Annotated in this window: 21 protein-coding genes and 1 riboswitch; of the genes, 5 read left to right on the forward strand and 16 right to left on the reverse strand. The window is 48.9% G+C overall.

Annotated features, from left to right (window positions below; translation table 11 throughout):
- Positions 1-102 precede the first annotated feature (102 nt).
- A complete protein-coding gene (thrS, locus tag ACR8BL_RS09445) occupies positions 103-2115 on the forward strand; it encodes a threonine--tRNA ligase (protein ID WP_434752381.1) in 2013 nt (670 codons plus the stop codon).
- A gap of 21 nt (positions 2116-2136) precedes the next feature.
- Here thrS and ACR8BL_RS09450 read toward each other — a convergent pair whose 3' ends face one another.
- A complete protein-coding gene (locus ACR8BL_RS09450) occupies positions 2137-3000 on the reverse strand; it encodes an SDR family oxidoreductase (RefSeq protein WP_434752382.1) in 864 nt (287 codons plus the stop codon).
- Between the two features lie 163 nt (positions 3001-3163).
- Here ACR8BL_RS09450 and ACR8BL_RS09455 point away from each other — a divergent pair, with 163 nt between their 5' ends.
- Both ACR8BL_RS09455 and ACR8BL_RS09460 read left to right on the forward strand, forming a co-directional pair.
- Positions 3164-3712: a hypothetical protein gene (locus ACR8BL_RS09455; RefSeq protein ID WP_434752383.1), complete on the forward strand. Its 549-nt coding sequence runs from the start codon at positions 3164-3166 to the stop codon at positions 3710-3712.
- Positions 3713-3844: 132 nt separating this feature from the next.
- Positions 3845-4579, forward strand: coding sequence for an MBL fold metallo-hydrolase (locus ACR8BL_RS09460; RefSeq protein ID WP_434752384.1), 735 nt, complete (start codon positions 3845-3847; stop codon positions 4577-4579).
- 927 nt (positions 4580-5506) lie between these two features.
- Here ACR8BL_RS09460 and ACR8BL_RS09465 read toward each other — a convergent pair.
- Complete coding sequence (locus tag ACR8BL_RS09465) at positions 5507-6715, reverse strand: PQQ-dependent sugar dehydrogenase (RefSeq protein ID WP_434752385.1); 1209 nt, start codon at positions 6713-6715, stop codon at positions 5507-5509.
- 479 nt (positions 6716-7194) lie between these two features.
- On the opposite strand from ACR8BL_RS09465, the gene ACR8BL_RS09470 reads away from it, so the two are divergent.
- A complete protein-coding gene (locus ACR8BL_RS09470) occupies positions 7195-8283 on the forward strand; it encodes a M24 family metallopeptidase (protein WP_434752386.1) in 1089 nt (362 codons plus the stop codon).
- 140 nt (positions 8284-8423) lie between these two features.
- Here the strand turns inward: ACR8BL_RS09470 and ACR8BL_RS09475 are convergent, their stop codons facing one another.
- From ACR8BL_RS09475 to ACR8BL_RS09485, 3 genes are all read right to left on the reverse strand, one after another.
- On the reverse strand, positions 8424-8777 hold the full coding sequence (locus ACR8BL_RS09475; protein ID WP_434752387.1) for a hypothetical protein: 354 nt from the start codon (positions 8775-8777) through the stop codon (positions 8424-8426).
- A gap of 225 nt (positions 8778-9002) precedes the next feature.
- Complete coding sequence (locus ACR8BL_RS09480) at positions 9003-9686, reverse strand: queuosine precursor transporter (RefSeq protein WP_434752388.1); 684 nt, start codon at positions 9684-9686, stop codon at positions 9003-9005.
- 307 nt (positions 9687-9993) lie between these two features.
- Complete coding sequence (locus tag ACR8BL_RS09485) at positions 9994-11391, reverse strand: L-cystine transporter (protein ID WP_434752389.1); 1398 nt, start codon at positions 11389-11391, stop codon at positions 9994-9996.
- Between the two features lie 350 nt (positions 11392-11741).
- Here ACR8BL_RS09485 and ACR8BL_RS09490 point away from each other — a divergent pair, with 350 nt between their 5' ends.
- The gene (locus tag ACR8BL_RS09490; protein ID WP_434752390.1) at positions 11742-13442 is read left to right on the forward strand and encodes a methyl-accepting chemotaxis protein; all 1701 of its coding nucleotides are present in this window, start codon (positions 11742-11744) and stop codon (positions 13440-13442) included.
- Positions 13443-13659: 217 nt separating this feature from the next.
- Here the strand turns inward: ACR8BL_RS09490 and ACR8BL_RS09495 are convergent, their stop codons facing one another.
- The 11 genes from ACR8BL_RS09495 to cobD form a co-directional block, all read right to left on the reverse strand.
- Positions 13660-15204 (reverse strand): cobyric acid synthase, encoded by a 1545-nt coding sequence (locus ACR8BL_RS09495; RefSeq protein ID WP_434753061.1) that lies wholly within the window; start codon positions 15202-15204, stop codon positions 13660-13662.
- A gap of 115 nt (positions 15205-15319) precedes the next feature.
- Positions 15320-16219 (reverse strand): adenosylcobinamide-GDP ribazoletransferase, encoded by a 900-nt coding sequence (gene cobS / locus ACR8BL_RS09500; protein ID WP_434752391.1) that lies wholly within the window; start codon positions 16217-16219, stop codon positions 15320-15322.
- The gene (gene cobU / locus ACR8BL_RS09505; RefSeq protein WP_434752392.1) at positions 16216-16776 is read right to left on the reverse strand and encodes a bifunctional adenosylcobinamide kinase/adenosylcobinamide-phosphate guanylyltransferase; all 561 of its coding nucleotides are present in this window, start codon (positions 16774-16776) and stop codon (positions 16216-16218) included. Before cobU ends, cobS begins: the two co-directional genes overlap by 4 nt.
- Positions 16773-17828: a nicotinate-nucleotide--dimethylbenzimidazole phosphoribosyltransferase gene (gene cobT, locus ACR8BL_RS09510; protein WP_434752393.1), complete on the reverse strand. Its 1056-nt coding sequence runs from the start codon at positions 17826-17828 to the stop codon at positions 16773-16775. Before cobT ends, cobU begins: the two co-directional genes overlap by 4 nt.
- A 46-nt stretch (positions 17829-17874) precedes the next feature.
- On the reverse strand, positions 17875-18672 hold the full coding sequence (locus ACR8BL_RS09515; RefSeq protein ID WP_434752394.1) for an ABC transporter ATP-binding protein: 798 nt from the start codon (positions 18670-18672) through the stop codon (positions 17875-17877).
- On the reverse strand, positions 18669-19715 hold the full coding sequence (locus tag ACR8BL_RS09520; protein ID WP_434752395.1) for a FecCD family ABC transporter permease: 1047 nt from the start codon (positions 19713-19715) through the stop codon (positions 18669-18671). Before ACR8BL_RS09520 ends, ACR8BL_RS09515 begins: the two co-directional genes overlap by 4 nt.
- Complete coding sequence (locus ACR8BL_RS09525; protein WP_434752396.1) at positions 19712-20707, reverse strand: ABC transporter substrate-binding protein; 996 nt, start codon at positions 20705-20707, stop codon at positions 19712-19714. Before ACR8BL_RS09525 ends, ACR8BL_RS09520 begins: the two co-directional genes overlap by 4 nt.
- A gap of 402 nt (positions 20708-21109) precedes the next feature.
- A riboswitch (cobalamin riboswitch) is annotated at positions 21110-21246 on the reverse strand.
- A 174-nt stretch (positions 21247-21420) separates the two neighbouring features.
- Positions 21421-22179, reverse strand: a complete 759-nt coding sequence (locus ACR8BL_RS09530) for a histidine phosphatase family protein (RefSeq protein WP_434752397.1) — start codon at positions 22177-22179, stop codon at positions 21421-21423.
- Positions 22170-23150 (reverse strand): adenosylcobinamide-phosphate synthase CbiB, encoded by a 981-nt coding sequence (cbiB, locus tag ACR8BL_RS09535; RefSeq protein ID WP_434753062.1) that lies wholly within the window; start codon positions 23148-23150, stop codon positions 22170-22172. The genes ACR8BL_RS09530 and cbiB overlap by 10 nt, the downstream gene beginning before the upstream one ends.
- A gap of 47 nt (positions 23151-23197) precedes the next feature.
- The gene (locus ACR8BL_RS09540) at positions 23198-23980 is read right to left on the reverse strand and encodes an adenosylcobinamide amidohydrolase (protein WP_434752398.1); all 783 of its coding nucleotides are present in this window, start codon (positions 23978-23980) and stop codon (positions 23198-23200) included.
- Complete coding sequence (gene cobD, locus ACR8BL_RS09545) at positions 23977-25092, reverse strand: threonine-phosphate decarboxylase CobD (protein ID WP_434752399.1); 1116 nt, start codon at positions 25090-25092, stop codon at positions 23977-23979. The genes ACR8BL_RS09540 and cobD overlap by 4 nt, the downstream gene beginning before the upstream one ends.
- Positions 25093-25132 lie beyond the last annotated feature (40 nt).

Below are 25132 nucleotides of genomic sequence, written 5' to 3' on the forward strand. Positions count from 1 at the left end.
GCATAACCAAATTAGGGTGGAACCACGAGCCAAGCGCACTCGTCCCTTTTCCGGGACGGGTGTTTTTTGCGCTTCCATCACAAATATTGGAGAGTGGTTCACATGAGTCAAGAGAAAAAATGGGAGTATGCAAGCGAGCATTCATCCTTGGGGGATCAGCACGCAGCAGCATCTGAATCGTTGGCAGCGGAATCGTCGATTGAAAAGATTGAAGTCCAGTTGCAAGGCGGGGCTGTACGTACTTACAAGGCAGGTATCACTGTCGGCGAAGTCGCCTCTTCGATCAGCACAAGCCTTGGCAAACAGGCCATCGGTGGTATCGTGAATGAGCGAAATGTTGATCTGAGCGAGAAACTGGAGCACGACTGCGAATTATTCATCGTTACACTAGACAGCGAGGAAGGTGTGCACAGGTATCGTCATAGCACAGCTCATGTGCTGGCACAGGCACTGAAACGGTTGTATGGCCCAGACCACGTGAAGCTGGGGATCGGCCCTGTCATTGAAGATGGATTCTACTATGATGTCGATCTGGAGCAATCCCTTTCCATCGGTGACCTTGCAGCCATCGAGCGTGAAATGAACAAGATCATTCAGGAAAATCTGCCAATCTGCCGTAAGGTAGTCAGCCGGGCGCAAGCTTTGGAGCTATTCGAAGCCAACGATGATCCATACAAACTTGAGCTTATCCGCGATCTGCCAGAAGATGCTGAACTTTCAATCTATGAGCAGGGTGAGTTTTTCGACTTGTGCCGCGGCCCACATCTTCCATCCACTGGGCGGATCAAAGCGTTTAAACTGCTGAATGTCGCAGGCGCCTACTGGCGGGGTAATTCGGACAATAAAATGATGCAGCGCATCTATGGCACTGCTTTTCCGAACAAAGCGCAGCTGCAAGAACATCTTCACGTGCTGGAAGAAGCGAAAAAGCGGGATCACCGCAAGCTTGGCAAAGAGCTGGAGCTGTTTATGTTCTCTGAAGAAGCACCCGGCATGCCTTTCTATCTGCCTAAAGGCATGACTGTTCGTACAGAACTGGAGCAATTTTCACGGGAACTGCAATTGGAAGAAGGGTACCAAGAAGTTCGTACTCCGCTAATGATGAACAACCGTCTGTGGGAACAATCGGGTCATTGGGAGCACTATAAGGACAACATGTACTTTGCGGACGTGGACGATGCTACATTTGCCTTGAAACCGATGAACTGCCCTGGACATATGCTGATTTTCAAAAACACACTGCATTCCTATCGCGAATTGCCGATTCGCATGATGGAATTCGGTCAGGTTCATCGGCATGAATTCTCTGGTGCCCTGAATGGCATGATGCGTGTGCGGACATTCTGTCAGGACGATGCCCATCTCTATGTGATGCCTGAACAGATCGAAGATGAGATTAATCGGGCGATCTCCCTGATTGGACGGATGTACGACATTTTTGGTTTTGACTATAAAATCGAGCTGTCCACACGCCCTGAGGATTCTATGGGCTCGGAGGAATTGTGGGATCAGGCGGAGCAGGCACTACGCAATGTGTTAGACGCTCGCGGTGTAGAGTACCGCGTTAACGAGGGCGACGGCGCCTTCTATGGGCCGAAGATTGACTTTCATATCCTTGATGCGCTGAAACGCAGCTGGCAGTGCGGAACAATCCAGCTTGATTTTCAAATGCCAGAGAAATTCGATCTCACTTACATCGGCGAGGATGCCCTGAGGCATCGTCCCGTTGTGATCCATAGAGCGATCTACGGCTCCATTGACCGCTTTATCGGCATTCTGACAGAGCATTATGCAGGTGCGTTTCCGCTCTGGCTGGCTCCTGTACAGGTAAAGCTGATTCCCGTATCAGATCATTACACGGACTATGCACTTCAGGTACAAAGCCAGCTGCGGGCCGCAGGGATACGTGTGGAAACAGATCTTCGGAGCGAAAAGCTTGGATACAAGATTCGTGAAGCTCAGATGGAGAAAGTTCCTTATTCGCTTGTGCTTGGTGAACAAGAGAAAAATGCCTCGTCCGCCTCTGTCCGTGCGTACGGTGAGGGAGATCAAGGCATTCAACCTGTTGATGCGTTTATCGAGATGGTTCAGCATGCGGTGAAGAGTAAACGTTGAGGGATACAGACTTATGACATGTTATAACCTTTCGTCAGGCTGCAAACCAACCTGCTCTTCGCTCCATGTCCATAATCGCTCGGCTGCCGCATCATCCAGGGCATGATCTTTCAGTCGTTGCTCCTTCTGCTGGTAGAAATATCGCCCGGTCACCCCGATGACATCTGGACTTGTTGCCAGATAAATCGCTGTCCGGGCACCCTCTTCCGGTGTCAGGAAAAACGGGAGCTTGGCTGCCAGCGCCATGATGCGGGTACCGAATCCGGTGTTGCGATCCACCCCGATGCTGGTTCCTACCGCACCTGGATGTAGACAGTTTGCGGTAACGGAAGTCCCAGCGAGCTTACGGGCAAGGGCACGGGTGAAAAATACGTTTGCCAGTTTGGACTGGGCATAACTTTTGATCGGATTATAACCTTTTGTTAAATGGGGATCATCAAAATGAATTTTTCCAGCCTTGTATGCACCTGAAGATACATTCACAATTCGTCCTTGCTTGGCGGCTTTTAGTGGTTCAATCAGAAGCAACGTGAGCAGGAAGTGTCCAAGGTGGTTAATGCCGATGCTTTGCTCAAAACCATCTGACGTTTCTTTACGCTTCACCATCACTACGCCCGCATTATTCACCAGTGCGTCCAGGTGATCGAAGCGCTCGCGATAATGGCGCGCAAACTGACGTATGCTATCCAGCGACCCGAGGTCACACAGCATCAGCTCGATATCGGAAGAACCGGACTGTTGCAAAGCTTGTTGAAGCGCCTCTTGTCCTCTCTTCTCACTACGGCAGGCCATCATGACGTGATATCCTTGTTTTGCAAGTTCAATGGTGGTTGCCAGCCCCATTCCGGAGTTGGCTCCTGTAACGATTGCTGTCTGAATGGACATGGTGTCCTTCCCTTCTGAACCGGAGGTTCCTTGAATTATTTTGACCAAGCGCTAAGGCATTATGTTCCAGAATATGAGATAATACAGTGATCATCTGATCAACATCATTCATGATTAGATCATGTTCCATTCACATCTCGGTACCCATGGGAGGACAAGTCGTATGCTAACCCAAGAGGATTTCAAACACGTCAAGAAGCTCGCCAAGCTTGAGATTAAACGGCTCGAACAGGAATATCACGATATTCTGAACCATGACGATTCCTCCATATATGAAGAATACGAATGGCTGGATGACGAACAATCAAGCGAGCTTGCCCGCAAACGCAAAAACCGGAGATATGCTTCGCTAACCATCGAGTTATGCTCCATCATGGAACAGATGTTATTACAACTCTACAAACGTACGTATCAGAAAAAGTTTAATTCGACTCAACTGATGAAAACTCCTGCCTACCGGGCACGTTCCAATATGGAAATGCTGGAGGCCGAGCTGGGCAAGCAGCATATTGCTTTGAAAGCTGGCAAAGAACAATGCAGCCTAGCGCTTCATCAGGCGTTTCAGACAAGGAACCGATTGGTTCACGAAAACTTCTCGTTTGTAACCATCGTTAAGGACGGAAGCAATGAGGAAGAGACGTTTGAAACGATTTTACATGCGGTAAAAAAATATAGAAAACATCTAAACTATGAACATTCAGATGCAGAATAAAGAGTACGTAATTACTTGCGCGTTGCATGATGCAGAATGGGTAAATGAACAGATGTACACGCGGGTTTACAATCCCTTTTTGAAAATACAAGCCTTAAAAGGAGGTGTCCCGGATTCACATCCGGGTAATATATGAGCCAACTTATACCATCCATCAAAGTACTAAACCTTAACATTCCAACACCTACGGGCAATAGCCCGATTCATCCGGTGCTGCTTCATGACGAAGACGGGTACACGCTGGTAGACACGGGCATGATCGGCCAATTTGCCGAGTTACAAGCGACACTCGAAGAGTTGAACGTACCTCTCGCAGAGATCAAACGTGTCATTATTACCCATCAGGATATTGACCATATTGGCAATCTGGGCGCTCTGCTGGATGCTATTCAAGGGCTTGAGGTCTGGGCTCATGCGGATGAAATCCCGTATCTGACCGGTGCAAAACCTCTGATCAAATTCACACCGGAACGCCGCGCAATGCTGCCTGCTCCTGTGCTGGCCTTGGCAGATCAGCTTCTGATGCAGCTGCCTGAGATTAACATCGACAGAACACTCGCGGACGGTGACATTCTCCCGCTCCAAGGCGGAATACAAGTCATCCATACACCAGGACATACACCAGGTCACCTGTGTCTTTATTTGGGTGAGCAGCAGCTCCTGCTTGCTGCCGATGAACTGCGCGTCGTAGACGATGAACTCGTCGGCCCAGCACCTCCAGCTACACCGGACATGCCGGAAGCACTGCGCAGTCTGAAAAAACTGACAAGTCTGAAAATGGACAAAGTACTCTGCTACCATGGCGGAGAGTTTATCCAAGAGCCTGAAAAACGCATTGCGGAGCTTAGCGAGAAGTCGGAAGCCTAGGTGTTTTGATACATCTGCGGGTAAGCGGCACAGTTTAGCTTAAGCTTTCAATCTGCTGGGGAGACAGTGTTCAGCTTAAGGTTAAGGTTAGAGTTCAAGGGTATGCCACAGTGGAGCTGTAGCGTTACATCAACGGCTGCTCTACAACATGCTTTAGCGAAATCATCCCCGAGTACAGAACAGCATAGTACTGTGCAGCATAGTGTAGTGTTGCTTTAAGTTGCTTTAGCTTTAAGTTATAATCCGTGAATGCACATGTTGAATGCGCAAGTTGAAACCTAAGCGTTACACTATTGCGTCTTCACACCTTACAGGTTTCCACAGACTTTGTGGCGTGACGTGTACTTTCCTTTATCGCTGCGTTTCCTGTAATTAAAAAGCTGTCCTGAGCCTTAATACTGGCGTGGACAGCTTTTTCTGAATTTCAACGTATGGACGGACCCTCAGCCAGTTCTGACAGGGTCATATCGAGCAAGGATAGCCCTCCCCTTACCCGATGCTACGTATATACCTCGTATGCCATCCATTCAGTTCGCCAAAATTCTAACGATCACCATAAGCCTTATTTGGCCTGATTCGCCACCTTTTATTTTCTAACGATCACCAGAGACCTTATTTACTTGAATTACTGATGTTTTCGCCTCATTATGCGTATTTTCGAGTCATTAGCGTTTCTGAGGATCGTTAGATTTTTCAAACACCCAAAAACCTCAAACTAAGCTCTCCTGTGATCGTTATAATACAGGGCGGAACTAGTACCCTTAAACCTAGCGTTTTAGTTTTGCAAAACACTATCCTTTCCTGTAACCCTTGTGACGCCTAACACCTTAACTCCTAATTAGCGACGTTTCCTCATGTACCCTACAATCCCCATCTACCCGCACTCTCACTTCCTCTATCTACCAACCAATCCAGCCTAAAAAATCTTTACTCTTCCGGGGTAAGCACAATCAGCTTGTCATCCCCATCACGCGGCGTGCCTCGGCCATCCCGATTGTTGGTCAATACATACAGTTTACCGTTTTCACCGGCACTAACATTACGTATACGTCCCCACTCCTCTTCGAAAAAGGGTACAACCTGCTCGACCTTCGTACCGTCTTTGGACAATATAACTCGTAGCAGCTGCTCGCCTCTCAGATTCGCAGCCACCAATGAACCTGCCCACGGCCCTTCTGTGATGAAGGCTACACCCGAAGGTGCCCAGGCATCATTCCCGCTATGCGCCAGCGGCGCTTGATAGGTTCCGTTATCATCGTCGTCGCCCTCCACTTCGGGCCAGCCATAATTCTCCCCGGCCACAATCCGGTTAATCTCGTCATGGTTGCGCTGACCGTGCTCGGTCGCATAGAGATACCCGTTATCCGGGTTCCATGCCAGCCCTTGAGCGTTTCGATGTCCCATAGTGTATACAGGGGAATTCGGCCAAGGGTTATCTGAAGGGATCGATCCATCGAGACCTATACGCAGTATTTTTCCACCAAGGCTATCCTGATTCTGTGCCAGTTCCGGTTCATAACGCTCACCTGTGGTGATATACAGCAACTGATCCGGGCCGATTTTGATTCGTCCACCGTTATGGTTTACCCCACCTGGAATGCCCGTCAGCAGCTCTTTGTCGATCACCGCTTTTCCACCCGTCACTTTCAAGCGCAGCACGCGATTGGCAATATCCTGCCCATCCAGATACGAGTGGTACACATACAAATAACCGTTGCTCTCGAAGTCCGGATCTGCCTCCAGTCCAAGCAACCCGCCTTCACCTTCTTCATTAAAAGGTGCTTTGAATTCAATCAGCGGCTCGGCCTCCAGCTTTCCATCCGTAATGACTCGAATCACCCCCGGCCGCTCCGTCACAAACATCCGTCCATCTGCAACCGTCACGATCTCCCAAGGTGCATTCAGTCCCTTCACCAGTACAGAAGCCTGATATGGTACTACTGTACTCTCCTGCTCCTCACTCTCTCCAGCACCCTTTTTATTATTGCCTTCAGTTGCGGTCTGACCTTGACCAGATCCCTCTCCTTGAGACAACTGTTGCGAATCTGGAATCGGATTGTCGGGTCCGCACGATGTGGTTAACAGAGCCATGCTAAGCAAAGAGGCATACAGCGGCACAGTTAATCGATTGTTCATGATGAATCAAAATCCCCTTTCAGTTTGTTTTCATTAGGTATAAAAAAAAGGATCAGTTTCTCTCCAACATATCGTATATGGCCTGAAGTCGTGATGCGTCTTATAGGGGAGTCACCGTGTCGTGGGTATGTGTAGCATGTTGTGTTTTGTGTGTTGTGTTTTGTGTGTTGTGTTTTGTGTGTTGTGTTTTGTGTGTTGTATTGCGTGTATCTTTGCTCGAGCCTTTGTTCCAATTGTTTATTTATCTAGTATATCTATGTCTCTTACTCCACCTGATGCACAATCTGTAAGCGGTATCGCCCTGTATTACCCTTACCACCCTTCACCTAAACGGTAAAAACACGTATCCTTGGCTCACAAGCCACTGCCAGTTTAGAATTCTTTCAACTTCTTCTATAATAGAGGGAAGAGACGCTAAAGTGTTATGAAAACGCGATGTATTTAAAAGAGCGTACATAGGAAAGGTGGATATATCTATCATGAATCAAACTCCTTTATCAAGGCTGGAAGCCGACCTGTCCGGGCAAGGGCTCGACGCTATGTTAATTACAGATCCCAAACATATTTATTACCTGACCGGGTACGCAAGCAATCCGCATGAACGTTTTATGGGCCTGATGCTGGCTCGTGGTGAAGAGCCTTTATTGATCGTACCTGCTCTGGACGCAGATGCTGCTGCTGAAGCTTCGTCGGTATCCAACATTGCTACACATTCGGACACGGATAATCCCTATGCGTTGTTTGATCGATATCAGGGACGTCTGAACCGTGTAGGTTTGGAAAAAGAATACGTCACCGTCTCTCGTTATGAGCAGTTAAGCTCCGCACTCGGCGATGCAAGTTTTGAAGATGTTGGCTCTTTGCTGCGTGCGCTGCGTGTGAACAAAACGCCGGATGAAGTCGCCCGTATTCGCCATGCGATCTATTTAATTGAAGAAACGCTGCGCCAAGGTCTTACACATGTACGTGCAGGTGTTACCGAAATTGAGCTGGTTGCCGAGATGGAATATCAGATGAAGAAACTCGGTGCGGACGGCCCTTCCTTTGATACGATGGTACTTATCGGGCCTAAAACCGGACTGCCGCATGGTACGCCTGGGGATCGCAAACTGCAGCACGGAGACCTGCTTATGTTTGATATGGGTGTGTACGCTGGTGGATATGCGTCAGACATTACGCGTACTTTTGCTTTTGGGGACATTTCGCCGGAACTGCGCACCATTTATAATACAGTACTCGCTGCCAACCAAGCCGCTATTCAGGTAGTTAAGCCGGGGATTACCTGCGCATCTGTTGACCGTGCAGCTCGTCAGGTGACGATTGATGCGGGATACGGCGAGCGTTTTATGCACCGTGTTGGGCATGGACTCGGTATTGATGTGCACGAGTATCCTTCCCTGCATGGAGAGAATATGGATCTGCTTCAGGCCGGAACCGTGTTTACCATTGAACCGGGTATTTATACCGCCGCAGGCGGTGTGCGGATCGAGGACGATGTACTTGTCACCGAGACAGGTGTAGAAGTGCTTACCACGTATCCAAAAGAACTGCAAATCCTGACGGACTGAGCTGTATTCGGAATATCGCAGAACATACGCGAACATAAAGACAACAAAATCCAAAAAATCCCGCAAGCCATATTTTCATGGTTTGCGGGATTTTTTATGGCTTGTTTCACATATTACACGTTACTCAAGCTCACTATCCGTTAGTTCATTTCATGAGTTATATCCTGCCACTCCTCCAGTTTTGGAAGCTCTTGTTTCCCCCAGTAATCCAAAAACCACTGAATCACCTTCGTTGTATCTGCCGTCGTGTAGCTGTAATGCCGAAATCCGTCCTCTCCTTCCTGCAAACGGGTCTCTACCACCATTTGCCCCGGTTCCTCAAGCGAAGCTGCCTGCAAATACATACTTCCCTCTACCAGATCTGACGGTTGCAGAACTACAAAATCATGCAATTCCAGATCAGTGATCAAATCCACAAATACCGAGGCATTAAGACTCTCGTTCTCATAGGTTGTGCCATTACTCTCCAGTTTATAGCGCAGTGTGGAATACATGCTCAATCCCCCTTGTTTTATGTAATCGCCTGGCTTAGGTACACCGCCCATACGAACGAATCATTCATAATATAAGCCCTAGCTTTCTTATAAAATATCTTATAAAAACTTAAAAGATTGTTCCTTCTATCCGAGGAACGTTCTCTCTATAAATTATCCCCCTGCGGAGCCCAAATTGCAACTGGCTACGCAGGGGGATGTTAATGGTTAATCCTATTTAAGGCATTACGCCTCATCATTAAACTTAAAGTTACGTGCGGCATACAGAAATGGCGTTCCGACCGCGGTCAGCAAAAACTTGATCAGATATGTCGTCAGGAAAATTTCCAGCCAAATATCCCATGGATAGATAAACACAAAAGCAACCGTACAGAAAACTAGTGTATCCACAAAAGAACTGATAATGGAGCTGCCATTGGTGCGAATCCATAACTGATTACGTCCTGGTGCTATTTTACGCAGCCAACTGAACAACCGGACATCCAGAAACTGACTGATAAAATACGCGGACAGACTGCCGAGCGCCAAACGTGGCAGCAGGCCAAACAATTTCTCCATCGATTCCTGTGCAAAGTCCGTCGGTGCCGCATTAAAGAACAATACCATCTGCATCAGAACCGTGGTCATAATCAGCGTGAAAAACCCAAACCACACCGCTTTCCGTGCCTCATCCGCCCCATACTTCTCATTAAGAAGGTCACTGGTCAGATACATGCTCACATACATCGTGTTCCCCAGCGTCAGGACGATCCCCATAATATCTATCGTTTTGGTCACCTGAATATTGGCAATCACTGTTGCTACACCAATCCAGGCATATAAGCCTTTTTTGCCAAACAAGCGATAACACAATAGAAAAAATCCGTACGTCACGAGAACGAATACCGCTCCCCAAACCAAATTAAACATGAACTTACACACTGCCTTCCTAGTTTTGATTACGCGGGATGGTTACGAACCGCGGTTTGACGCAGCGCCAAAACATGAATACTCTATCACATTTCTGCCCCCTTGAACAGCACTAAATCCCTCCAGCTTATAAAAAAAGACTTCCACCACCCGTGCCTATCCTGCACATTCTCGTGTAATCTCAAACGGAAAAGCCGCCCTTCGGAATGTCTCCGAAGGACGGCCTTGCATCAACTTCTATTGCAGATCGCTCTGCGCACTCTGCATCACCAAGCACACAAGCTGTGCGGCGCGAGTTTCGTCCAGCTTACGCGTGAGCCGGAGAATCCAATTGACGGCTTTGATCGTTAAACGTATCCCGATCGTTTTCTTTCAAGATTTTGCTAGTCAGCAGTCCGGATGTCATGGAACCATTCACGTTAAGCGCTGTACGACCCATGTCGATCAGCGGCTCAACAGAGATGAGCAGTCCAACCAAGGCTACTGGCAGGTTCATTGTGGACAGCACGATCAGGGAAGCGAAAGTTGCCCCACCACCGACGCCAGCCACACCAAACGAACTGATCATGACCACGAGGATCAACGTTACGATGAAGTCCCAGCTCAGCGGGTCGATCCCCACCGTCGGAGCGATCATCACCGCCAGCATGGCCGGATAGATCCCGGCGCAGCCGTTTTGCCCAATGGTCGCCCCAAAGCTTGCAGCCAAGTTCGCAATCCCGTCCGATACCCCCAGCTTCTTCGTCTGTGTCTCCACATTCAGTGGAATGGCTGCTGCACTTGAACGGGATGTAAAAGCAAATACCAGCGTTGGCAGTACCTTTTTCAAGTACGTAACCGGGTTGAAGCCGGACAGGGTGATGATAATCAGGTGAATGACAAACATGACCGCAAGTGCCACGTAAGACGCAATCACGAATTTAATGAGTTTCAAGATTTCTTCCGCATTGGTTGTTGCCGTGACCTTCGTGATAAGTGCGAGAATTCCGTAAGGCGTAAGCCTCAGCACCAGCGTCACAATTCGCATCACAACCGCATAGACGGCATTCACCATACCGCGGAATGTTTCCGCCTGCTGCGGTTTTTTACGATCCAGTCCCAGTACAGCAACTCCGATAAAGGCTGAGAAAATAACAACAGCGAGCGTAGATGTACGGCGTTCACCTGTCATATCCGCAAATGGATTGGAAGGGATAAACTCCAGCACCTGCTGTGGAATCGTCTGATCTTTCACATCAGCCAGACGCTCTTCCACTTTTTGAATCTGAGCGTTCTCCCGATCTCCTCCTTGAATCTCAATGGAAGTCAAGTTGAAACCGAGACTTGTAACAATGCTGACTCCTGCAGCAATTGCTGTGGTAATCAACAGAATCGCAATAATCGAAAAACTCATTTTACCGAGGTTTTGTTTGCCCTTCAGGTTCATGATTGCCGAGATAATCGACACCATGATGAGTGGAATCACGACCATTTGTAATAAACGAACATATCCTGAACCGACCAGATTGAACCAATCGACTGATTTTACAATGACATCGGAACCCGATGTATAGATCAGTTGCAGTATGACACCATACACAACCCCCATACCGAGACCCGCGAATACACGTTTTGTAAACGAAATGTGTTTCTTCTGCATCCAGTAGAGGACACCCAGCAGCGCCAGCATGACCACTACATTCACAATGATTTGAAATGTACTCATTACCTTTGTTCCTCCTCAGACATGTATAACCGGTTAAACCGATTTTTTTTCTATTTAAATGCTGCCTCCAAGTGAGACAATGAACAATATAACACATATCAAACTATTCTGGTAGGTATTAATTGATATTATGTAATAAACATGTTATGGATTCATAAATCATGAAAATTTTTATGCAGTTTTATGAAAATTCTTCTATTCAACCTTCGGTTAATTTTGTAAAATAGGTATATCCGCTTATTACAAAGTTATACAAACACGAAAAATAGGTCTTTATTCGTTAGTAAAAAGGCCACAAGATAACTGAATAAGGGAGAATCTTTATCAAGATGACGTGAAAGGATGATTCTATGTTTCGCAAACGAACCGTTGCCGGCAAGATCAGAGGGACGCTGTTCCTTGTGTTGCTGGTTGCTTCCCTGTTGTTCAGTATCAGTTTTTATGCAGTATCGATGAATATTATTCAAAGTTACGTGCTTCCTCAGTTCGACAAGGTTTTGAATACGTCCATTCAGGATATTTACAAAAATACATCCTCATCCCAGATATTGCAGATCCAAGGCGGCGGAGCAGGCGCTGAAGGTGCAGCTACGACGGTAGGTTCCTATCTGGCAGATCAATCCAAAGAACATAGTCTGGATGCTGCATACGTCGTTGCTGTGCAGGATGGTAAAGCAAGCATTGTTGTAGCTAACATCGACTCCAAGCTTAAAGCCGGGGATCCTATTGATGTAGAACCTGCAATGATGGAAGCAAGCGAGAAAAAACAAATGGTTATCAGCCCTGTTTTCTCTGATTCTTACGGAATACATAAAGCAGCTTATATACCGATTGCCGGAAGCAATATGCTTATGGCCGTCAGCATGGATGCCAAGTTTGTCCAGGATAAAATTGCTCAGATTTTCTGGTTGTGCCTGGGCATTACAGCATTGGTGTTTGTCCTTGGCTGGCTCATTTCTACTAGTATGATCAAAAGAGTAACGAAACCGATCATTGCACTCGTAGAACATAGCAAACGAATCTCCCAAGGTGATCTGACGGCTGAGCTTCAGTTTAAGGGCAAGGATGAGATCGCCCAACTGGCCTTCAGCTTCCAGACAATGACACATAATCTCAAAGAAATGATCAGTCGTGCCCTCTCTACCTCCAATGAAGTGGTTGTGGGTTCGAATGACTTGCTTGAGCGTGTCGAATCCATGTCCGGTATGGTACAGAACTCAAGCCAGGCTGCAGAAGAAGCCGGTAAGGGCAGCGTCAGCATTGCTTCCAGTGCATCTGAGAACGCCAGAGCCATGGAAGAGATCACACAAGGAATTATGCATATCGCTACTTCTGCTGCAGAAGTATCCGAACAGATCAATGAAGCTGCAAGCGAGGCGCTTAACGGCAATCAACTGGCTCAGAATGCAGTGGATCAGATGGAACGTGTCGGACAGACGGCCAGCGAATCGCTGCGTTACATTGAAACAATGAATGAACGCTCCATCGCAATCGGTACCATTCTCGGTTCCATTTTTGAAATTACGAGACAGATTAATATGCTATCCCTTAACGCTTCCATTGAAGCTGCCCGTGCTGGTGAACACGGACGTGGATTCGCCGTTGTCGCTGGAGAAGTCCGTAAGCTGGCGGAACAATCCAAGACGGCGACAGAAGAAATCTCTGATTATCTCGGTACAATCCGTGAAGATGCAGAACGCTCCGTGAGTGCGATGAACCGGGTAACGGAAGAGATCGGTTCAGGCACAGTCGTCGTACAGCAGGCAGGCTCAGCTTTCCAGCAGCTGAATGAATTGATCCAGAATGTGAATCTCACGATTCAAACCGTCTCTTCCTCCACACAACAGGTTTCTGCAGGCGCAGAAGAAGTCAGCGCTTCGGTGGAAGAAACAGCACAGATTACATCCAAGTCCCGTGAGAACATGGAGCAGATTGCAGCTACCGCAGAAATGCAACTGGGTGAGATGGACTCTCATTCCAATACGGTTCGTCATCTGCATGAACAAGCGGTTGAACTACAAACCGCTATGAAGAAATTTAAAATCGACTAAACGATTACGCATCATCCATAACGAACAAATATCTTTAACCCTACATTAGCTAAACTAAACAGTGTGAATCCTCGAATAAACAAACACCCCCATAACAGCAATTTCGTTCAGAATGAACGGGTTGCCCATCATGGGGGTGTTTTTCGCTTATGACTCACTCATACTAACTTTTCAGATAATCTATTTCGATCATTATCGTATCAAGTCCGCTAATCCATTATTCAGGCTGTCTCACACCTGCAATCTCATACACTCGCTTCATATCCAGTGACGAACGGAGTGACGCAGCTACCCGATCAAATTCCATTTCCTTGCGCTCCTGTGCACTGTAGGTTTCCTCCAGCGGTGTTAGTCCCTTTGCCTCACGTAGACCGTTCAGCCAGGAACGCCGGAACTGGTCGCTCTCAAACAGACCATGCAGATACGTCCCCCACACTTTACCGTCTGTTGTCCCCCAGCCTTCCAGGAAGGCTGATCCACCAGCATGAGCGATTTCAAACAAGGCGGTTACCTGTTCAGGTTCGTGACATGCTGTTACACCCATATGAATTTCGTAACCGTTAACAGGTACTGCAAAAGGTTTAACTTGTTTTCCACCATGCAGCCGGATGGGATGTGCAGGTTGTACACTTCCCGAAGCTCTGACTGTCTGTTTATGCTGGAGAAACGTTGTCGATAATGGCAGTCTGCCAAGCCCTAGGGCTTCTTGAGCCTGATTTGCTTCAACTGCATATGGATCAAGCAAATGTTGCCCCAGCATCTGATACCCACCACATATTCCCACAAGCTGCACATGCTCATGTCTGGTCTGATTATTAATCGCTTGTTCCAATCCAGACTCCCTTAGAAATAACAGATCACCGATCGTATCTTTTGTGCCCGGCAAAATAATGGCGTCTGGACTACCCAATTCCTCCGGCGAAGTCACGTACCGCACATTCACGTCCGGTTCACGGGACAACGTATCAAAGTCCGTGAAGTTAGCAATGCGTGGATAACGGATTACGGCGATATCCAGTTCTGTATGTTCTTTTTTGCCATGTCGCAGGGAGTCCAGCACCACCGAATCTTCTGCTTCAATCTGAATATCTCTTATGTATGGCAGCACGCCCAGGACAGGGATGCCTGTCCGTTCTTCAAGCCAGTCCAGTCCAGGCTGCAGCAGAGAGAGATCACCTCTGAACTTGTTGATAATAAACCCTTTTACACGTGCTACTTCATGCGGCTCCAGCAGTTCCAGTGTACCAACAATCGAGGCAAATACACCGCCGCGGTCAATGTCCGAGATCAGAATAACCGGTGCATCGGCCCAGCCCGCCAGATTCATGTTAACAATATCCCGATCTTTCAGATTAATCTCAGCCGGACTGCCTGCACCCTCCATTAATACGATGTCGTAAGTGTCACGCAACCGATTTAATGCGTCCATTACAGTCTGCTTCGCTTCAGGTAAGAAATGCTGACGATAATCCGACGCACTCATCTGGGCAAAAGGTACACCATGCACCACAATCTGTGAATGCATATCTCGCACGGGTTTGATTAGAATCGGATTCATATCAGTCGTTGCTTCAATTCCGCAGGCTTCGGCCTGCGCACCCTGCGCCCGTCCAATCTCCTTGCCGTCTTCCGTGACATAAGAATTCAGCGCCATATTCTGTGACTTGAACGGAGCAGGTTTGAAGCCATCTTGCTTGAAAATCCGGCACAGTGCTGTTGTAATGACACTTTTACCTACGTCGGAAGCCGTTCCTTGCAGCATGAGTACAGCCGCTGGTTGTTTGACCTGATCCTCCACGCTTCCTCACCCCAGTCTTCCGTAAGATGAACTTACTGTGTAACGAAACTATCAGACGAAAATTCCCAACAGCTTATCTCTACAACCAAAACAGCCCTTGAAGCACGCTTAATAACATCAATAAAGCCGCCTCCAACAGTTCGTTCATGGCACCATATGTATCTCCAGTTAGACCTCCGAGCCGTGCACTAATCCGCGCAGCGACAAATCGCCCGATAAAATAACAAGCCAAAGGCAGTATGATGACTGCCGTTACAGGATACAACCACCACGGCAGTGATCCAAAACCGCTGACCATAGCATCGGCGATCGCTGTATCTGGTTTAATCAGCCACACGGCAGCAATGGTCACAACTCCTGCGATCAACGTCAGTCCGATGGCAGCGCTGCGTGCCCGCTGAACTTCCTTCCGCTCACCCAGACCTTTGAATAAAACGGCAAGTCCATCATCCTCGCGCGCATTAGGCCAAGCTGACATGGCATAGACCATAAACCACCGGCTCCAGATCATGGGCAGAACCAGCAGCGCACCATACACCCAGTTACCCCGAGCAATAAAGTCCGCGATCAGTGACGCCTTCATCATTAGCAACAGCACACAGGCAATGACACCCATGGCTCCCACGCGGCTGTCCTTCATGATCTCCAGCATTCGCTCACGGCTACGGTGACTGAGCAGGCCATCCGCTGTATCCATCCATCCGTCGAGATGCAATCCCCCGGTAAGCCAGACCCATACGGTCAAGGTCAGAACCGCTGCGGGAAAAGCCGGAAGAAGGGCACCGCTCAGAGCCCCGACAAGCCAGACGCATAGACCGATGGCAGCGCCGACCAGCGGATAATACACCACGCTTTCACGCAGCAATGGCGGCACAAATTCGAGTTGCATTTTCACAGGGAATCGGGACAGAAACTGAAAGGCCGCTGCAGCCGCATGTTTCGGCTGCGGAACGGCTGAGCCCGCTGTGCTATCTTTCATAAACGATACTCCTTGCTTTTTAATTCAATTGCAATGCCCACTGTAACGAGAAACACTTCACGACAGATTGCTGCAATCCGCTGATTGAGCACACCTGCCAGATCACGATAAACGCGGCCAAGCTTATACTCCGGTACAATGCCATCCCCTACTTCATTGGTAACCAGCACAAGTAAACCGGGATAGGTTCGAATCGCTTCAACCAGCGCATCCAAATGACCTTGTAATACATGACTTTCGTCATGCTCATGGGCCAACAAAACATTCGTTAGCCAGAGCGTCAGACAGTCCACCAGGATCGTAGGGGCGGAAGTCCCACTATGCCCTTCACCCATTCGGTTGATCAGAGCAGGCAGAGCCAGCGGTTCCTCCATCGTGCGCCACAGGTAACCCGATTCTTCGCGCTGCTTCTGGTGCTTGGCAATGCGTTCACGCATCTCGTCATCATACGCCTGAGCTGTTGCGACATACCAAGCCTCAGAGGAACGCTGCATGCAGAGACGCTCGGCAAATGAACTTTTACCACTACGCGCCCCGCCAGTAACCAATACACTCATCGGGACACACCCGCGCTTGCAAAGGTTGCCATCTCATTCAAAATCAAACATGCCGCATCAATCAGATGCAGACTGAGCACTCCACCTGTTCCCTCACCCAGACGCATGTCCAGATCCAACATCGGTTTCAAATCAAGTTCACGCAACAGAGCCGCATGGCCATTCTCATGTGAAGTATGGGAAGCGATCATATAAGCTGTACTTTGCGGGGCCAGTTGTCTCGCGATCAATGCCGCAGCTGTAGAGATGAAGCCATCAACAACAACCGGACAGCGATGGGCCGCAGCTGCTAGAATAACACCGGTGAGTCCGGCAATCTCCAGTCCACCTACCTTGCATAGCACATCCAGCGCATCTTCGGGGTCTGGGGTGTTTACACTCAGAGCCTGACTTATGACAGCAGCCTTGCGAAGCACCCCTGCATCATCCAAACCTGTTCCTCGTCCAACCGCAGCCGTGGGTTCAACCCCAGTGAGCGCACTCATCACTGCAGCACTTGCCGTGGTGTTACCAATCCCCATCTCTCCGGTGACAAATAATTGTGTTCCTTTGGCAACCTCTGCCGTAACTACGTCCACGCCTACTAAAATAGCCTGAATTGCCTCATCCCGAGTCATCGCTGCTTCTTGGGCCATGTTGGCAGTGCCTTTACGGATGTTTCGGGAGAGCAGGTCTGCATGTTCAAGGTCAGCATTCACGCCGATATCAACACAGATCACTTCTGCTCTGGCATGACGAGCAAGTACATTGACTGCAGCACCTCCAGCCAGAAAATTCATGACCATCTGAGGTGTAACCTCGGCTGGAAAAGCACTTATCCCCTCTGCCACTACACCATGATCAGCAGCCATTACGATAACAGCTCTGCGATCAAAGCGTGGACGTGCATTGCCTGTCATGCCTGCCAGTCGAATCACCAGGTCTTCCAATTTACCGAGACTGCCGGGTGGCTTCGTCAATATATCCACATGAGCAGACGTTTCCGCAGCAATATTTTGGTCAGGAGCCGTAATCTTGTTTAATAATTGTCCCAACACCTGTTCATTCTTCATACAACTCGCACTTCCTTCTTCAAAATAGGGGGTTCTCCCGCTTCATTCAATACTTGTCCCGCCGCAGTAGCAGTTGAGGAACGGCATGATCCGGATGGGGCACCATCGCAGGTTTGACACGAAAAACCTCATGAATCTGCTCTTTCGTCATCAAGCTGTGAGGTGTACCTTTGCCTGCTACACAGCCTTCTCGTAAAGCCAAAATATGATCGCAAAACAATGCAGCCAGATTGAGATCATGCAGCACCGCTACAATCGTAATGTTGCTCTTCTGCTGCCATGCAGCCAGTAACTCCATAAATTGCAATTGATATTTGATATCAAGAAATGTCGTTGGTTCATCCAGCAGTAACAGACGCGGCTCCTGTGCCATCACCTTGGCAAGAGCTACACGCTGCCGTTGTCCACCACTCAGGGAATCGAGCGGCCGATCCGCCAGCTCCGTGAGTCCCAACTCTTCAAGCACTCTGTCCACCACCCGTGCTCCATCCGCCGATTCCCGGCCCAACCAGTTCTGGTACGGGTATCTTCCCATTTCGACAACATCTCGGACAGGATAGGAGATCGCAGGCAAACCATCCTGCTGCAAAACCGCGATCATACGTGACAGATCCTTACGGCTGTATGATCCGATATCACGACCCTCAATGCTGATCTGACCTTCACTTAGCGATTCCGTTCCTGCTATAAGCTGGAGCAATGTCGATTTACCACTTCCATTCGGACCGACGACACCCCACCAGTCTCCTTCTTTAACTTGCCAGTCGATAGACTGTAAGGCGCAATGATCACCATAGGTTTTTCCAGCCTCTGTAACAGATACCAGCACTGTTGCACCACTCACGGCATCATCCCCCTCTGCAACTTTTTGTTTCGGTGCAGCAAGTAGGCGAAAAACGGAGCGCCAACAAAAGCGGTCACGACACCCAGCGGAATTTCCGTTGGCGCGAGCAAGGAGCGGGCAATCGTGTCTGCCCATACCATAAAGATCCCCCCACCTATTGCAGACAGAGGCAACAATAGTCGGTAGTCCGGCCCTACAATTAACCGTAAAATATGGGGAATAACCAGGCCAACAAAACCGATGACACCCGAAACGGAGACAGCCCCTGCCGTGAGCAGAGTACCCACAGCAAGTACGGATAACTTGAGTCTGTCCACCCCCACACCGATATGTGCTGCCTGACGTTCACCCAGTGCCAGAACATTTAGTGAACGTGCACGGCTCCACAAAAAGATTAGCCCAAGCAGGAAATACGGGAAAAGGATGGCCGTATACGACCACCCGCGTAATGCCAGACTTCCCATCGTCCAGTATATAATTTCATTAATCGTCTGCTTAGACATCGTCGACAGAAAAGAAACGACAGCACCCAGGAAACTTTGCATAACCACACCTGCCAGAATCAGGCTATGCGTTGGTATTTTACGCCCTTCACGAGCCAGCGACAACACAAACCATAACGTAACGATCCCGGTCAAAAAAGCAACCAGCGGCAGCGTCCAAATGCCAATCAGCGCATACTGCAGTCCAAAAAATATCAGGAACGCCGCTCCCACTGAAGCGCCTGAGGATACCCCCAGTGTAAATGGATCAGCGAGCGGATTGCGCAGCACACCTTGAAAACCTGCACCTGCAATCGCTAGCGAAGCACCGACAAGCACGGCCAGCAAGACACGCGGGAAGCGCACTTTCCAGATAATCTGTTCGGCCGCCTTGCTCCAATCGGGTGTGATCCACTCACCCACCCATGGCATTTTGTGAATGAGAATACCTGCGATGTCCCGGATCGGCAGCGCTACTGAACCAATGCCCGTGCAGATGAGCACGGTAAGCACCAGCAGCGCCATGCCCATCGTTCCGAACAGGATCAGTTTTCTGCTCATTTGAACAGGTCAGGATAGATCGCTTTGGCTACTTCTTTCAAACCTTGGGTTACACGTGGTCCTGGACGGCTCAGTAAGTTGGCATCCAATCCAATCACAGCATTGTTTTTCACCGCTGTAATTTGATCCCAGCCGCTACGCGACTTGATGATCTGATCCAGCGTTTTGGAATTCTCGTCTACAACATCATTTGCGTACAAAATAACATCCGGGTTGGAAGCAATGACATTTTCTTCGTTAATTTCATACCAGCTCTCTTTGTCAGCAGCAATATTGGTACCCCCGGCTACATTGATCAGTTCATCCATGAACTCACCTTTACCTACTGTCCAGCCTGGGGAGAACTCGATGTATACTTTTTTCTTGTCCTCTGGTTTTACGGTTTTCACCGCTTCAGTGACATCTGTTACATCCTGCTTCATCTGTGTAATCAGCTTCTGTGCCTGCTCTTGATGATCGGTAATTTTACCAAATGTTTCGATATTGTTCATGACATCGTCGATGGATTTAGGGTTGGTTTTGAAAATGGTAATCCCCAGATCACGCAGCTTTTTCACTGCATCCTCGCTCATTGAAATACCTGTGAATACGATATCCGCATCTGCTGCAATAACCGTTTCTTCATTCGGTTTGTTAATGCCGCCCATTTTCGCTTTTGTTTTTGCCGCTTCTGGATAATCGTCATAATCAGATACACCTACGATCTCTTTGTCCAGTCCGAGAGCAAACAAAGACTCCGTTTCAGCCGGAGATACCGAAACAATTTTGGTTGGTGCCTTTTCAAAAGTGAAAGACTCACCTGTTGCATCCGTAATTGTCAGTGGATATTGGGTTTTGAGGTCGGTTTGCGTTTGTTCCTGAGACTGCTCCTGTGCAGGTTGCTTTGAGCTACCCGCCCCTTCTTTTGTTGCAGCATTACCACATCCAGCCAGCGCGAGTGCCAGCATCGCTGCGCTCAGCAAGGATGCTAGTGATTTCCAGTTCTTAATCATTGATTCATTCTCCCCTTCTCTATCTGTGCTATTGTTGTTGCTTTTGTTATATACACGATGCCACTCCGATTGCAGTACCATTTTCCGATTGCTGTTATCCCCAGATTTTTTTTGATTCCCTTATTCAAAGGGGAAAATCCGGTGATAAGCGTATGCTTTCGATGTAGCTTTCTTGCAGAAAGCTTTCAAGCGAGCACTTCGTTTCTCCAAATTGGTTCTGCACTCTCCGTTATACGTGTATAAGATGACTCCATCACATCGTGTGCAACAAGAAAAATCCCTGAATCCTCATTCAGGGATCAGGGATGACGTCTCGCATATGGCCATCTGTACATGTGCAGCAAGGTAGCTGTTCATGCGCATAGAAATAGCCCGAAACGTTGTCCTTTCCTCGAAGGAACATCGGCTTGTACGTCCAGGGCTGGTAATCTGACTTACAGGATTGCTCCTGTTTCACAGTGGCGGGACCGTGCCGGATTTGCACCAGCTTCCCCATTTTACCCTTGTGCGCATAGTGGAGCTTGTCCTTGCTCATCATGAGCAACTGCGTTGCACTCGGGACCCTTGGTCGTTATAGATGGTTAACTCAGATCAAACTTGTCGCAGTGTTCTTCGCACGAATCACGTCAGCTCAGGCATCATAAGCCATCACACAAAATATGTCCGTACGGGAGTCACACTTCTGTTGTGATTATAGGGTATATTGCATCACCTTACAACCCGACAGGTGGAAAATTCACTCGTCTGCCAAGCCAGTGTTCCCCCTGCTTTTCCATGTCAACCTGAATGGCTTGTCCGGGGATTACATGTGTATCCCAGAACTCTACGCTATCCATGAGCCTGGATAACATATAACGGATAACTCCGCCATGTGTCACGATCAGTGTCCTATGTGAATTTCCATATGAAATTCTTTGTGTCGTTTGATGTGAAGTTTTTTGTATCGTTTTATGTGGAATTCTTTGTGAAATAGTCACCTCAGACCAAATATGATCATGAAGAAAAGAATCAATCCGTCCCGCAAATACCTGCCACGTTTCACCTTCAGGTGGTGTAACCTCCCGTGGATGATCAATCCAGTTCCGATACTGAGGGTTGTTTTTCAGTTGCTCGTAGTTCATGCCTTCCCACAGTCCAAAATCATTCTCGCGCAGGCGCGCATCAAACTTCGTCTGCGCAGCAACCTGTGGCGTAATATGTGCCAGCGTCTGTCGGCAGCGAAGCAGATCACTGCAATACACATCGTCCCAAGTGATGTCGCGGCACTGTTCCCGTAGCGAAGCCAGCTCATCTTGTGCATCAGGCAGCAGACCGATGTCGGTATGCCCCAAATATTTTTTTTCCACATTCCACCGGGTTGTTCCATGACGAATCAGCACAATGCTACGCTGCGGGCCAGAGTGTTGTGATCTATCCTGTTGTGGTTTATCCGGTTCTGACTCTCGTTGCTCGTGCCCTCCCTTTATTGCCATAACAGTGCCCCTCCTGCCAGCCACACACCCAAGGTCACCAAGAAACAAAACACAACAAAGGCTCCAGCTGACCAGAACATCAGCCGTGTCGTTTGCACAATATCTTCAGCCTCCATCGGCCGTGTAACCTCTCCCATATAAGCACGAAACGAAGCAACACCATGATACACATTATGGCCGCCCAGCCGAATGCCGAGCGCTCCAGCTACTGCCGATTCGGGAAAACCGCTATTGGGACTAGGATGCAATCTCGCGTCCCGGGCAACCATTCGGGCTGCGCCTTTGGGATCCAGCTTCAACACCCACGCACCTAGAATTAACAGCGCAGCAGTAACGCGCGCAGGAATCCAGTTCGCCCAATCATCTAGCCGGGCAGAGGCCCAACCGAGATGCAGATATTTGTCGTTTTTATAACCAACCATGGAATCCAGCGTGTTGACGGCACGGTAGGCCATAGCCAGCGGAGCACCACCAATGAGTGCATAGAATAGAGGTGATACAATGGCATCCACAATATTTTCCGCAACCGTCTCCACTGTCCCCCGAACGACCTCAGGCTCGTCCAGATGTGCTGTATCCCGTCCAACAATCATACCGAGTGAACGCCGTGCAGCAGGCCAATCCTGCTGTTTCAGGTGGCGGTACACTTCCATGCCTGCATCACGCAGACCTTTGGACGCAGTCGTCGTCGCGATAAGAATGATTTCGGCTGCGATCGCTAAGATCGGATGAATCATACCAAGCAGAAGCAAAAGCCCCCAAGTGACGGCAAAAGAACCCCCTGCGATCAAGAAGGGGAACAGGACTCCGGCTTTTTTCAACCCCGCGTCTGTGTTCACACGTGCCCGGATCACACGCTCCAGTGCCGAGATGCCTTTCCCCATACCAATAACCGGATGCGGAATCCAGCGCGGGTCTCCAATGCATCGGTCTAATATGTACGCGAGAATGATGATCCAGGCTCCCGCCATGCCAACCCAGAACGATGATGCCCATAACTGTTCCAATTCCAATGTCATCATTGCTGCCCGACCCTCTCTTTCCATTGCAGTCCAGCTTCAAGGCTTTCTTTCACCGTATCATATACTAGTCTGCCAATAGCCGCACCCAAAGCTGTAGCTGTACCCGCGTAGGTGTGAAGTGGTTGGCTATGATCTGCAGGCTGACCTACAGCTAACACCATAGCATCGGTTGTTGTGCCTGTGGCAGGAAGTCCGTTCTCTGAATCAGCAATACCTGCATCCGCAAGCGCTGCCGCTTTCGCCTCCACTGCCGTCTGAACCGCATTGACCATTGCCCCTGGGGTCATCTGTCCATTAAACCAGAGCATGATATTAATCGTGCCAGGGATATATGGCGGCTTTTCTTTTTTCCCATGCACATCAAAAACAGTTCTCTCCGAACCTGCCCTTGCAGCATTCGATACACCGGCAGTTGTACAGCACAACAGCCCAAATTCCGAACTTCTATATTCCTGAATGGAGGTATGCTCCAGCCTGACCGCAGTTAATAATCCGGCACATTGATCGGCTTGCTCCTGCCAATCCTGCAACGCCTCCGCGATATCACGGGGCGGATCATCACAGCGGTAGTGTTTGTCCACATAGATGTTAAAGACGCGGTTCAATTCGAGCATCCCGCCGCCATAAACCGCGCTGGACAGCGCAAGAGCTGGATCTGCGCTCTGAGCTTTAATATGCCGTTCATGAGCAGATATGTGCAGACCCGGCCAGGAAGAAGACGCATAGGTATTATCTTCTACTTTTCCATATGTAAAATAGTTATAAAACGGGAGTGTCACAACCGCTTCCCTCCCTCTCTTCGTTCAAGCACACTTCTGAGCACTTCAATCAACCTTTCGTTGGCTTCTGCCCCTTTGACTGCGAAGCGTACATGCCCTGCATCAAGGCCCGGATACATCGAACAGTTGCGAATTAGAATTCCCTGTCGCCCCAAAGCTTCCTGCATGGAAGCTGCCGTCCAAGGTTCTGGCACACGCGCCAGAATAAAATTCGCTTCACCCGGCATCACGCTAAATCGCTGTGCCTCCAGCGAGGTAACTAATCGTGTCCGTTCATGCGTAATTTGCGATATCGTGTCCTGTTCGAAACATTCACCGCTGCGCAAACAAGCTTCTCCTGCGATGAGTGCCAATCCGTTCACACTCCAAGTGACCTGTTTCTCCGTCATCGCCCGTATATATTCCGCGCTGCCCATAGCGTATCCAAGTCGCAGACCTGGAATCGCATAAAACTTGGTCATTGAACGGATGATGATCACATGCGGGTATTTATGCAAATGCGGAGCAAGAGACTGACGCTGGGCCGCTGGAATAAAATCAATAAAGGCCTCGTCCATAACGAGCACCGTATCCGTTGCTTCGGCTTTGCGAGCTAACCTGTGAATCACCTCCGCCGGATATTGCACCCCATTTGGATTGTTTGGCTGTCCGATAAAAAGCAGATCTACCTTTTCCATCAACTGTTCGATATCTTCGGGTCTCGCCTGCCAATTTAACTCTTCCCGACCTGTAGTATGCATGACCTCTGCACCAAATTGCTGTGCCAGAGCGCGATATTCCGAGAAACCTGGTTCCACTGTTCCAACCTTACGCGGAGCAAGTGCCAGCAGAATCAGCGCCATACTTTCAGCCGCACCATTCCCTACGGAAATCTGCTCCTGCGTTACTCCCAAACGTTCGCTCAAGAGTGCTTTAAATCCCCGATGGCCCGGATCAGGATAACGAAGCACCGAATGCAGACCTTGCTGCAATGCTTCGAGCACCTCTTGGGGCGGTCCTAACGGGTTAATATTGGCACTGTAATCGAGGAAATCTGCCGCATGGCCTCCAAACCGCGAAGCTGCCGTCTCCACATCTCCGCCATGTCCGAACACTTCAATATTACCGGTCATTCTTCCGTCATCCTCTCTGTCTGTTCTTTTTATTATGGAT

This window comes from Paenibacillus amylolyticus (genome assembly GCF_051136285.1).
GTDB lineage: Bacteria > Bacillota > Bacilli > Paenibacillales > Paenibacillaceae > Paenibacillus > Paenibacillus amylolyticus_F.

Excerpts from the sequence above, each read along its gene's own strand:
- thrS (WP_434752381.1), top strand. The coding sequence starts at position 103 with ATGAGTCAAGAGAAAAAATGGGAGTATGCAAGCGAGCATTCATCCTTG.
- ACR8BL_RS09450 (WP_434752382.1), bottom strand. The coding sequence starts at position 3,000 with ATGTCCATTCAGACAGCAATCGTTACAGGAGCCAACTCCGGAATGGGG.
- ACR8BL_RS09455 (WP_434752383.1), top strand. The coding sequence starts at position 3,164 with ATGCTAACCCAAGAGGATTTCAAACACGTCAAGAAGCTCGCCAAGCTT.
- ACR8BL_RS09460 (WP_434752384.1), top strand. The coding sequence starts at position 3,845 with ATGAGCCAACTTATACCATCCATCAAAGTACTAAACCTTAACATTCCA.
- ACR8BL_RS09465 (WP_434752385.1), bottom strand. The coding sequence starts at position 6,715 with ATGAACAATCGATTAACTGTGCCGCTGTATGCCTCTTTGCTTAGCATG.
- ACR8BL_RS09470 (WP_434752386.1), top strand. The coding sequence starts at position 7,195 with ATGAATCAAACTCCTTTATCAAGGCTGGAAGCCGACCTGTCCGGGCAA.
- ACR8BL_RS09475 (WP_434752387.1), bottom strand. The coding sequence starts at position 8,777 with ATGTATTCCACACTGCGCTATAAACTGGAGAGTAATGGCACAACCTAT.
- ACR8BL_RS09480 (WP_434752388.1), bottom strand. The coding sequence starts at position 9,686 with ATGTTTAATTTGGTTTGGGGAGCGGTATTCGTTCTCGTGACGTACGGA.
- ACR8BL_RS09485 (WP_434752389.1), bottom strand. The coding sequence starts at position 11,391 with ATGAGTACATTTCAAATCATTGTGAATGTAGTGGTCATGCTGGCGCTG.
- ACR8BL_RS09490 (WP_434752390.1), top strand. The coding sequence starts at position 11,742 with ATGTTTCGCAAACGAACCGTTGCCGGCAAGATCAGAGGGACGCTGTTC.
- ACR8BL_RS09495 (WP_434753061.1), bottom strand. The coding sequence starts at position 15,204 with ATGCTGCAAGGAACGGCTTCCGACGTAGGTAAAAGTGTCATTACAACA.
- cobS (WP_434752391.1), bottom strand. The coding sequence starts at position 16,219 with ATGAAAGATAGCACAGCGGGCTCAGCCGTTCCGCAGCCGAAACATGCG.
- cobU (WP_434752392.1), bottom strand. The coding sequence starts at position 16,776 with ATGAGTGTATTGGTTACTGGCGGGGCGCGTAGTGGTAAAAGTTCATTT.
- cobT (WP_434752393.1), bottom strand. The coding sequence starts at position 17,828 with ATGAAGAATGAACAGGTGTTGGGACAATTATTAAACAAGATTACGGCT.
- ACR8BL_RS09520 (WP_434752395.1), bottom strand. The coding sequence starts at position 19,715 with ATGAGCAGAAAACTGATCCTGTTCGGAACGATGGGCATGGCGCTGCTG.
- ACR8BL_RS09525 (WP_434752396.1), bottom strand. The coding sequence starts at position 20,707 with ATGATTAAGAACTGGAAATCACTAGCATCCTTGCTGAGCGCAGCGATG.
- ACR8BL_RS09530 (WP_434752397.1), bottom strand. The coding sequence starts at position 22,179 with ATGGCAATAAAGGGAGGGCACGAGCAACGAGAGTCAGAACCGGATAAA.
- cbiB (WP_434753062.1), bottom strand. The coding sequence starts at position 23,150 with ATGGCGGGAGCCTGGATCATCATTCTCGCGTACATATTAGACCGATGC.
- cobD (WP_434752399.1), bottom strand. The coding sequence starts at position 25,092 with ATGACCGGTAATATTGAAGTGTTCGGACATGGCGGAGATGTGGAGACG.